The organism is Sinorhizobium sp. 8-89 (genome assembly GCF_030124325.1).
GTDB lineage: Bacteria > Pseudomonadota > Alphaproteobacteria > Rhizobiales > Rhizobiaceae > Sinorhizobium.
In genome coordinates this window covers 39,391-50,376 of the sequence record NZ_JASKLR010000033.1, presented here as the reverse complement: position 1 = coordinate 50,376, position 10,986 = coordinate 39,391, and the positions used below count along the sequence as shown (strand labels likewise).

The window sequence follows — 10,986 nt, the reverse complement described above, 5'->3', positions numbered from 1 at the left end:
CTGACGAATGGAACGACTTCCTCGAAGACTTCGTCGATGACCAGGAACTCATCGCTCGCATCAAAGCGAAATCTCCGCGGTAACAACCGGGCGGTTACGATGATTTGCCCTTCCTCGTGTCCTTTTCCAGCCACGATAAGAGCGTCGCCGGGCCGCAACATCCGAATAGCTTCCGCTATAGCGATGGAACGGTCCTCGATCTCGATGGCTCCAGGCGCAGCCTCGATGATCGCCGACCTGATCTGCTCCGGTCTCTCTGAGCGAGGGTTGTCATCGGTGACAATCACGATGTCAGCCAGTTTCGCAGCTACCTCGCCCATGCTACGTCGCTTGCCCCTGTCACGATCTCCCCCGCAGCCGAACACGACGATCAGACGTCCCGTAGTAAAGACGCGAGCCGTACTCAAGACTGCTTCCAGCGCCTCGGGTTTATGGGCATAGTCGACGTAGACGGGTGCGCCACCCGCTGTAGCACCAATAAACTCAAGGCGCCCCGGAGCCCCGATCAAAGTTTCGGTCGCCGCAATGGCAACCTCAGGCGCAACACCAGTCGAAATTGCCAATCCCAAGGCGACAAGCACGTTAGCAACCTGAAACTCCCCAACGAGGGGAATGCTGGCATTCAAAATCTGGTCGCGAAAACGTATCCGGACTATTTGCTTTTGCCGGACCGGCTTCAGATCTTCAAGGAGAAGGTAGGTCCCTCCGCGACCGACTGTCCGAACATCCAGCCCTGCCTTCTTGGCCGTCGAAGCTGCTTTTTGGGACGCCTCTCCGTCGGCAAAAACAACTGCTGGGGCGCCTCGCGGCAACAGCGCATCGAAAAGGCGCATCTTGGCCGCCATGTAATGTTCGATTGAGGGGTGATAGTCCATATGGTCGCGTCCGAGATTGGTGAAGCCTCCGGCAGTCAGGCGAACCCCGTCCAAGCGACATTGATCAATCCCATGGCTCGATGCTTCCATCGCGGCGTGTGTGACCCCATCATGCCTCAAATCGCTCAAGATGCGGTGCAACTTGATGGGATCTGGCGTAGTTCGAACACCATATTCGTTCCGCCGGGGCGCCGCGACTCCTGTTGTGCCGATCTGTGCGGCCTCATAACCGGCAAGTGCCCAAATTTGTCTTGTAAAAGAAACGACCGACGTTTTACCCGCTGTGCCTGTGACGGCTACAAATGTGTGGGGCTGTCCTGGAGACATGCGAGCCGCAGCACGAGCCAGAAATTGCCGCGGATTGGCGACAACGAGCACTGGGACCGTGCTGTGGACCTGGTGAGCCGAAATTACAGCTGCTGCACCTCGTGTGGTCGCCTCGTGAATATAGTGAGCGCCATCGACGTTCGATCCGAGCAAAGCCACAAAAAGCGTTCCGGGTTTTACCGCACGGCTGTCGCAGGATAGCTCGTCAATCTCGATATCGCCGGTTGATCCCGTCATCCGATGGGCGACCTCCGGGAATTCCCCGACAACCAAATCTCTTAACTTCATACTTCAACGCCCTTCGGACGATATCCAAAGTCGATTTGGTGCCGGCGACTCCTCGCCGGCAGCCGAAAAGCCAAGTCTTATTAGTTTAGAATGGTGCAGTCTTGCGGTTTCCAGGACACTGTAACTTGTGTTCCGCCGGGGAAATGCCCAAGACCGCGGTTTTGCTGCTTGACGGTGATAGTCTCGTCGCCGCATCGAACCAGGTACCGCGTCATCTCCCCAAGAAAAAGTGCATTTTCGACGACGCCGTCAAGAGCGTTTACCGGACCGGGAGAAGGTCGCCTAAGGCCAATATCGATGTGTTCCGGCCTCACGAAGAGCCATCCGCGATCGCCACCGGACTGCCCGGTCAATTGAGCTACCCCCGGAGCGATACCCGCCACAGTCACGTTCCCGGCGCCGTTTTCGACGCGTTCCACCTGGCAGGGAAGCATGTTTGATTCACCGACGAACGAGGCAACGAAGCGGTTCTTCGGCTTGCCGTAAAGACTCTTGCTGTCGTCCACCTGCACCACCCGCCCCTCGTTGATAACAGCAATTCGGTCAGACATTGTCAGAGCCTCATCCTGGTCGTGAGTGACGAAAACAACAGTCACGTTCAGCTCTTTCTGAATACGCATAATTTCAATTTTCATGTGCTCCCGCAGGTGCCGGTCCAGAGCGCCAAGCGGTTCATCCATGAGCAAAATGCTCGGGTTAAACACGATGGCGCGGGCCAGTGCGATACGCTGCTGCTGACCACCCGACAGTTGGTTGGGATAGCGCCCGCCATATTGCTCCATCTTGACCAATTGGAGTGCGCGATCGACTTTTTCTCTCGTTTCCTGGCGTGGCGCTTTACGAACAGTTAGAGGGAACGCCACGTTTTCGGCGACAGTCATGTGAGGAAACAGCGCATAGTTCTGGAACACCATACCGATGCCGCGTTCATAGGCGGGAAGATCTACGATGGATTGCTTCCCCAGAAAAATGTCTCCAGATGTTGGCGTTTCAAAGCCGGCGATCATCTTCAATGCGGTTGTTTTTCCGGAGCCCGATGGTCCAAGGAAGGTGACGAACTCACCAGGTTGAATATGGAGATCGAAATCCTTGACCACATGCAGCGGACCATAGAATTTCTGAATGTTTTTCATCTCAAGGCTTGTGGACATGTCTGCCTCCGATCATTCGGCGATACGTTGGGAGATGCGCGTGTTATGCCGGTCCCTGATAAACTGCACAGTGATGATTGATGCTGTGACGAGGACAACAATCAAGGTCGAAGCCGTGCTTAGCAGCGGATCGATTTGATAGGCGATATCTCCCCAAAATTTGACCGGTAGCGTCGGCGTCTGTCGTCCCAGCAGGAAGAGCCCTACCAGGAGCTCGTCGAAGGACGTGAGGAATGCCAGCAAGCCTGCGGTCAAAAGAGCTGGTTTGAGAATGGGCAATGTCACAAGCCGAAGCGTTTGCAGAGGACGCGCTCCGTGAACTGCAGCTGCTGGCTCAAGAGATGGATCAAAATTTCTGAGGGCTGCAGCCATGACCACGATGACGTAGGGTACTGCCAGCAAAACATGTCCCATCACCAACCCGCCAAACGTCCCGAGGATATGAAGACGCGCCTCGAACACATAGAGCGACGTCGCGATGATAACCACCGGCACCATCAAAGGTGAGAGCGCAAAAAGGAAGAGCATCTTCTTAAAAGGAAATCTTGTACGCACCAACCAGAACGCGCCCATGGTTCCGATGATCGTTGCTACGCATGCCGCCGCAATGCCTAGCTGGACCGAGAAGAAGAACGATCGATGCCAATCGGTCGCATTGGCGAGCTTCTCCCACCATTGCAGTGACAGGCCAGGCGGAGGAAAGACAACAAAAGGCGAAGAGCTGAACGAAAGTATGACGACCACGATCAGCGGGGCAGTCAAAAATACAAGGACGACGATGGTGTATGCCCATAGCCATGCCGCGCTGCGCGTGAGAAGCGGCCTCGTAGCGGCGTGCACCGTTGTCTCGGTAACGGACAGAACGGGATCAACGGCTCGCTTCACCTTCTTGAACAGGCGTGCAGCCAAACGGGGTTTTTCGTCAGAAGCTGCAACCGTCGACGATGACCAGATCATTTCCAGCGGGATGAACAGGCTGGCTATAAACAGGACGGCGATGGTGACAAGGAGGAGCACGATCGACGAAGCGTAGCCGTGCTCGAAGTTGAGCAATGTCGTCATCTGCGCGACAATGAGCTGCGAAATCATCGTGTCGCTCGGGCCTCCGAGCAGAGCCGGGGTGATGTAGAATCCGATCGCAGAGATGAAGATCAAAATCCCGGCGGAAAAGACCCCCGGAAGCGTCAAAGGAAAATAGACGCGCAGAAAAGCTTGCACAGGTTTCGCGCCGAGGATCTGGGCTGCCCGAGCAACATCATGGTCGATCCTTACCATAGCCGAATACATCGTGAAGATGGCCGTGGGAATGAACACGTGAGACATGCCCAAGACGACTGCGAATGTTGTATTGAGAAGGGTCAAGGGCTCCTTGGTAATGCCAAGCCAGATAAGCGCGTTGTTGATGATGCCTTCGCGCCCGAGAATCACCATCCAGGCGTAAGTGCGGATCAGGAAGGCGGTAAACAATGGAATCAACAAAAAGACGCTGACAACGGACAGCGCACGTGATTTGAGCTTGGTCAACAGGTAGGCAACAGGGTAGCCGGCGGCGAGCGAAACCAAGGTGACAATCAGACCGGTTCTGAGCGTGTAGCGAAGGATGTTCAGATTTGTCTCACTGGCGAAGACGCGAGCATAATGGCTGAAATTGAACTTCGAGCCTTCGAAGCTGCCCCAAACGATGTACGACAGTGGAACCGCAAGGAATCCGACGAGAAGGATAAGGAGTGGAGCAGAAACAATGGCTCCCCGTATCCAAGGATTTTCCAGCAGATTGTTCATATATGCTAGCCTCTTCGCCGGTTGCTCAGTTGCGGAACCAGCGGTTCTTGCCTGTGCGAAATTCATAACATCTCACTCCCGCGCTGCTCGCCGAAGGGGCCACAGCGACATAACTCTGCTTGCCGGCATTTGCCCGGTCTAAGCCATGGCGACTGCCGCGATCGACGCAGCGCACGAACGCTACATCCGATTACTCACAACCTCAGCAACGATTTGATCTGCAAGTCGCAAGCCTTGTCAGACTCGTCCTTCACAACAGGCAAAGAACCTCGAGGGGTCAATTCCGATCGCAACGTTGTCGAGCTTAGCACTCAAATGTTCCCAATGACGCGCTGGCCGGCTCCGAAAGGGACAGATCCGTCACCGATTATTGTTATGCAATATCGTATATTGGAAAAATGCGAGGGTCAAGGTATTTCTGGGAAGCGTGTTGTTCAACGCTTCTCCGAAGCGCCTAATCGGAGATTCTCCATCGCAGTCTGTTCCGTCTTACGGAACAGACAAAGAGGCATTTCGCGTGGAGCCGGCGGCGGCGGCGCTCAGGCAGAGCTAAGCGCGCCAATTGCTTCTTGAATGAGTGTTCCTTGTGGACTCAAATTTAGTCGAGCACACCCCCAAGCCGCCATGCGAATCTGCGCTCCGTTCGAGAGCGCAGAAAAAACCCTAGGCAGGAGACGTTGTCTCTATCGAGAAACTGCTCCCGGGCTCGACGGCTTCCGCCACGTCTGTTTAACGTTGTCACGACCCAAAATCATGTATTCGGCGTCCGGAAACATGGCTTACCCCGGCCGCTCCTCTTCCACGATTGTCAGCACTGGCTCGCCTTTGCGAATTGACGGATGCGTGATTCGCCACAAGACGAAGCCTGTCACTGGAGCCGTAAGTTCAGCAAGCGTATCGCCAAAAAGGTTGCGCAATAAGCCGAGCCGTTGACCCCTTTCCACTTTTATGCCGGGTTCCACCTTGGCGTGGAATTCTCCGTCTGCCGGACAATCCACCCATATATATGTGTCGCAGACCTTTCGGGCGTTAGTGGGCAATGTCACGGCTGAGTCAGTCATGCCCAGCAAGCGGGAAACGTTCAGGACGCCTTCCACGTGGAAAGCGATGTCGTCTTCGCTCAGGAGTCCGTTTGATCCGGCTTCGGTCATTATCCCGACCTGCTTTCGCAAGGCACAGGCAGTAGGAGGTCTGCCGGGCTTGCTCATATATTCGGGGGTGAGGGCAAGTACGATCTCGCTGTCGAAGCACATCGCAATCCGTCGTGCCAAATCATCGAATTCAGCTTCGCCCGTCTTCTGGAAAATTGAGAATTTTGAGACTTTTTCCTTCAGATCGCCCCCATGCATATCGATGTAGCAATCTGCTCCGGCGGTCCATTCTCTCAGAACCGCATCGCAAAGGGCCTCTGAAAAGGTGCCATCTCTCTTTCCCGGGAAAGTGTGGTTGATGTTTTTCCCATCGACTGGGCAAACGTACTCGCAGTACTTGTATGCTGCAGGCTGATTTATTAGCGGGACGATCGAGACGGTGCCTTTCAACGTCTCGGGATCGAACAGGTTTTGAAGCCGCACCGCTGCCTCGATACTCGAAACCTCATTCACATGCACCCCGGCTGATATACAAAGGCGAGGCCCAGGCACCTTGCCGCGAATTTCGCAGATTGGCCAGACGTAGTCCGCGAGAATGGGATTTTCGAAGCGAAAAGTGCCCCGAAACACGCCGGGGTCACCATACGCACAGCTTTTATCTGAAGCGGTCACTTTCATAGTTCATCTCTGTTATTTGGAGTGCTCAAGGTGGGCGTACGCCTCCAGCGGGCGCACGCAGCAGGCCAGAAGGGTCAATTGCATAGTAATTTATAACATTGAATACGTCGCAGCTGTATGTCAAGTTATGGCTCGAGTCGACCGATACGCCACGGCTTGTGTGTTCACCGGTGCCGAGACGTTTGCAGCTTGCGCAGCTGCGCGCAACCACTTGCGATCTTTACACCCGCATTGAATAGCAATATTCAATACCGCGATCTGCAGAAAATGAGAGGCACAATGCTCGACAGCGGTGGTAAAGGCAGGACCGGAGTTAACTCTCCCACGGTACCCGAAAAATCCAATATCGATGAGCGTCTCTATTTGGGCACAATCGAAAAAGGAATGCTCATTCTCGATACGTTTTGCGCCAACCCAAGACCGATGACATTGGCTGAGGTCTCCGCGGCCTCCGGATTGAATAAGAGCGCGACGCAGCGGGTTCTCTACACCCTTAGAGCACTCCGCTATTTGACCCATAGCGAAACCACCCGACAGTATTCGTTGTCCGTCAGGGCGATGGACATTGGAAATGCCTACTTGCGCAGCAATCCAATCGTCGAGGCGACATATCCCTATTTACTGGAGGCCAACAAACGCTCCCAGGAGACGGTTAATCTGACAGAACTCGACGGTTCTGACATAGTCTTTATTTCACGCGTTCCAAGCAGGAGTGTGATGAGTTCCTATGTTACAATAGGTACTCGTTTGCCCGCATTTGCGACGGCGCCCGGCCGAGCAATCTTGGCGAACCTTGATCCGGCTGCGGCAGAAGAGATCCTCGATGGATCGAGCTTGAACGCGCTGACCCAACACACAATTATTGATCGGCGGAAGCTTTTTGAAGAACTGGAGGCAGTGCGAAAGAGCGGCTTTGCGCTGGCGAATCAAGAGGCGATGTTGGGCGACATTTCAACTGCGGCGCCCGTATTCGGTTATGACAACAGAGTGGTTGCGGCTGTAAACATTGCAGTATCAACCGCAAACTGGACGCCCGAGAAGGTCCAGGCGGAACTCAGTCCCATAACCGTTGAAATTGCGCGGCAAATGTCCAAAGTTGCATCGCAGTATCGGCGGCCGTGAAACGCCCGGCATCAGCGGTCCTTCGAGCCGGAAAGCCGTTGATGCCGGCTGTTGAATCGCTTTAGCGCTTTAGTCGACCGCGCCATCTTGATCAGCGGCATGCCGCTGAATTCGACCCTGCTTTGATTGCCAGCACCGGCAGACCATCTCTGCCGCCCGTGAGACGAACTCAAGTGGCCGGCCCCGAGATGAGCGGCAGCACAAGAGCGTGCCGCTATTTTTGTCACGTGTGAGCTGCCAGGCGCATCCGCCGTCCGTCCAACCGCAGCTCTTCAATTCGTCTAAGCCGCCAGCCCCAACTATCGCGGTGCCTTTCACCCGACAAATACACTTGACTTCCCCGCACGGCTTCGTCACACTATACGATATGCTATATTGCATTCCAATGCTGAGGCAAATCGTGGATCGTTTTATTCTCATCGATAGACAAGATGAAATCGCTATCGTGACTCTGAACAGGCCGGAAATCCTGAATGCGTGGCATGCACCAATGCGCAGTCAGTTGGTTGATGCCATTCTCGAACTCGAGAACGACAAGGCAGTGCGTGCCATCATTCTCACCGGAGCAGGAGATCGCGCCTTCTGTGCGGGTCAAGACCTGAATGAGGCCAAGTCCTTCGACGGCGACACGGGTTCCGCCTGGATTGCGGAGTGGGAGCGTTTGTACGGAGCCATCAGGTCGCTGACAAAGCCTCTCATAGCCGCCCTGAACGGCGTGGCTGCGGGCTCCGCATTTCAGGTGGCCTTGCTTTGCGACTTCAGGATCGGCCACGCGGGAGTCCGAATGGGGCAGCCTGAGATCAATTCCGGCATCGCCAGCGTCACTGGACCGTGGATCATGCGAGGAATACTTGGCTTGGCTCGCACGACTGATTTGACGCTCACCGGTCGATTGATGGATGCGGCCGAGTGCCATGCGATTGGTATTATCAACAAGATCGTCGCGCCAGAAGACGTCTTGCAAACCTCTTTATCACTGGCGCGCGAGCTTGGGGCCAAACCTCCAGTCGCCATGCGCCTCGATAAGCAGTGGCTTCGCGAGATGACTGAAGTCGAGTTCCGCGCGTGCTTGGATGCCGCGGTCCGAATTCATCGAGAAGCTTACGCTTCAGGCGAGACAGCTCAGATGATGGACAAGTTTTTGGCCGAGCGGGCCTCCAGGAAGGCCTGACACTGTGATGATTAATAATATTAGGGGCTTCATAGCCGACTTCTCTGCCAAAGCTCGCAACTTCCCTGAGCGGGTCTTTGCTGATTTCAATGATGAAGCAATTACTTTCGGCAGGTTGGAGAACGAGTCCGCCTCCTTCGCTGCAGAGCTTCGGCTTCGGGGGCTGAAAGCCGGCGCCCGCGTTGCGGTCATGATGCGAAATTCACCGGAGACGCTTTCCCTTCTTTTGGGCATTGCCAAAGCCGGCGCCGCCTGGGTACCGATCAATGCGCAGCAAAAAGGGGATGGTTTGCGCTACATTCTCGAGCATAGTAGGCCCGAGCTTGTTGTCTGCGAACAAGGCTTTGTTCCCGTGCTCGCCGATTGCGGCGCCAAGATTCGCGCCGAGGCTGTCATCACAATCGGCGACTGCCGCGATGAGCGATCTCTGGAATCAATTTTACAAAAGAATCTCGAGTTTGCTGAAACGGCCCCTGATGCAAGTGAACTTTTCGCAATCATGTACACGTCCGGAACCACCGGACGACCAAAAGGCGTTCGTGTCACCCACGGGATGCTGCGCTTGGCAGGTGAGGCGGTGCGTACACTCACAGCTATGAAGCCGGCGGACGTCTTCTTCGTATGGGAGCCATTCTTCCACATCGGCGGAGCTCAGCTATTGGTTCTGCCGATCATTGAAGATGTCAAGCTCGCTATGGTCGATCGCTTCAGCGCCACCCGCTTCTGGGAGCAGGTCAGGAATTCCGGCGCGACGCATATTCACTACCTGGGCGGCATTCTGCAGATCCTCCTAAAGCAGCCGGAAACGGCACTCGATCGTCAACACAAGGTTCGCATTGCTTGGGGAGCTGGATGCCTAAATGACATCTGGCCGAAATTCCGCGATCGTTTCGGTGTCGAGATCCGAGAATGCTACGGAATGACTGAGGCATCCAGCATCACAACCTGCAACACAGAAGGTGTCGTCGGCTCGGTCGGGAAGGCAATGCCTTGGTATAGAATCGACATTGAGGATGAAAACGGCAATCCACTTCCCGCCGATCATCGAGGGGAGATCGTCGTCCGGTCATCTTTGGATGGGGCCCTTTTCAAAGGGTATCTCGACAACCCGGAAGCTACCGATCGAGCCCTCGTGAACGGTGCTCTGCGGACAGGTGACTCCGGAACTCTGGATTCTAATGGCAATCTCTGGTTCCACGGGCGGATGACGGACAGCGTTCGATGCAAGGGCGAGAATGTCTCGGCTTGGGAGGTTGAGCATGTCGTAGCGGCTCATCCGGCCGTCGAAGACTGCGCAGTGATAGGTGTGGCAGCTGACGTCGGCGAGCAGGACATCAAGCTGTTTGTCAAAGCGAAGAGCGGAAATTCTATCGACCCGGACCAGCTCTCGCGCTGGCTCTCTGAGCGCCTCGCCTCGTATCAGATCCCTCGATACATCGCCATTGTCGCCGATTTCGAACGGACACCCAGCCAGAGAATCATGAAACATCTTCTTCCCAGGGAGCTGAACGATTGCTGGGACAGGCTGGAAGAGCCGGCTCGCGCGTGAAATTTGGGCCATTGCGATCGCCTTCGTAAATCCCCGAAGGCTTCGTCGGAAAAATGCCGGAAGTGAAGCAGGAGAGGTTACGAATGATTGCCGCAGCGTCGAGCAAATGGGAAAATCCCCTTATTCTTGTTGGTTGCGGCAACATGGGCTATGCGCTGTTGCGTAGCTGGCTTAAGTCGTCGATCGTCGAGCCTGGCAATGTGCACGTTGTTGAGCCGGTGGACAGTTTGCGCGACCGAGCAGCGTCACTCGGCGTGAATACGCACGAGGCAAGCGAAACTCTGCCGGCGAAAGCGGATCTCGTCGTCATCGCGTTAAAGCCCCAAGTGCTCCAAGCGGAGTTGTCGACTTACCGGTCCTTTTCCGGCCAGGCTCTCTTCGTTAGCATCGCTGCCGGTGTGCCAACTGAGGTATTGGAACTTCTTCTTGGCTCTCCGCGGATCGTGCGTGCGATGCCCAACACTCCCACAGCAATCGGAAAGGGCTCCACGATCGTTTTTGCCGCCAGCACCGTTTCAAAATCCGACCTCGACAAGATGGTATCTCTGTTCCAAGCAGGAGGAGCCGTGCATAAGGTTGCGCAAGAAGTCCTGATGGACGCGGCGACCGCGATCAGCGGCTCGGGGCCCGCTTACATCTTCCATCTTCTTGAGTGCCTTACCGACGCCGCCCGTCAGCTCGGGCTTCCCGAAACAATCGCCAGCAACTTGGCCAGGGAAACTGTTTATGGCGCCGCCGCTCTCGCGATTGAGTCGCCGGACGCTCCGGCAGAGCTGCGACGACAGGTGACGAGCCCAAACGGAACGACCGCTGCGGGTTTGGCCGAATTGATGCACGAAAATGCGCTGTCCTCACTCATTGCGCGGACCACAAAAGCGGCTTTCGACAGGTCTAAGGAACTCGCAGCGCCGGCGCAAGAACACCAGCGGGAACGAGATTAGAGGAAAAGCGC

The 10,986-nt window shown here is 55.4% G+C and carries 8 protein-coding genes; 4 read left to right on the top strand and 4 right to left on the bottom strand.

Annotated features, from left to right (window positions below):
• The 4 genes from QN219_RS30565 to QN219_RS30550 form a co-directional block, all read right to left on the bottom strand.
• Nucleotides 1-1,490: UDP-N-acetylmuramoyl-L-alanyl-D-glutamate--2,6-diaminopimelate ligase (locus tag QN219_RS30565; RefSeq protein WP_284004182.1), on the bottom strand; the 1,490-nt coding region annotated here is incomplete at its 3' end.
• A gap of 80 nt (nt 1,491-1,570) precedes the next feature.
• The gene (locus QN219_RS30560; RefSeq protein WP_284004181.1) at nt 1,571-2,641 is read right to left on the bottom strand and encodes an ABC transporter ATP-binding protein; all 1,071 of its coding nucleotides are present in this window, start codon (nt 2,639-2,641) and stop codon (nt 1,571-1,573) included.
• Nucleotides 2,642-2,653: 12 nt separating this feature from the next.
• Nucleotides 2,654-4,423, bottom strand: a complete 1,770-nt coding sequence (locus QN219_RS30555) for an ABC transporter permease subunit (RefSeq protein WP_284004180.1) — start codon at nt 4,421-4,423, stop codon at nt 2,654-2,656.
• A gap of 779 nt (nt 4,424-5,202) precedes the next feature.
• Entirely contained in the window at nt 5,203-6,192 is a 990-nt protein-coding gene (locus QN219_RS30550) for a succinylglutamate desuccinylase/aspartoacylase family protein (protein ID WP_284004178.1), read from the bottom strand.
• 279 nt (nt 6,193-6,471) lie between these two features.
• On the opposite strand from QN219_RS30550, the gene QN219_RS30545 reads away from it, so the two are divergent.
• The 4 genes from QN219_RS30545 to proC all read left to right on the top strand — a co-directional run bounded on the left by QN219_RS30545 (nt 6,472) and on the right by proC (nt 10,975).
• On the top strand, nt 6,472-7,314 hold the full coding sequence (locus tag QN219_RS30545) for an IclR family transcriptional regulator C-terminal domain-containing protein (protein WP_284004176.1): 843 nt from the start codon (nt 6,472-6,474) through the stop codon (nt 7,312-7,314).
• Between the two features lie 400 nt (nt 7,315-7,714).
• Nucleotides 7,715-8,485 (top strand): enoyl-CoA hydratase/isomerase family protein, encoded by a 771-nt coding sequence (locus QN219_RS30540; RefSeq protein WP_284004175.1) that lies wholly within the window; start codon nt 7,715-7,717, stop codon nt 8,483-8,485.
• Between the two features lie 7 nt (nt 8,486-8,492).
• Nucleotides 8,493-10,034, top strand: coding sequence for a class I adenylate-forming enzyme family protein (locus tag QN219_RS30535; RefSeq protein WP_284004174.1), 1,542 nt, complete (start codon nt 8,493-8,495; stop codon nt 10,032-10,034).
• An 83-nt stretch (nt 10,035-10,117) separates the two neighbouring features.
• Entirely contained in the window at nt 10,118-10,975 is an 858-nt protein-coding gene (proC, locus tag QN219_RS30530; protein ID WP_284004172.1) for a pyrroline-5-carboxylate reductase, read from the top strand.
• Nucleotides 10,976-10,986: the final 11 nt, after the last annotated feature.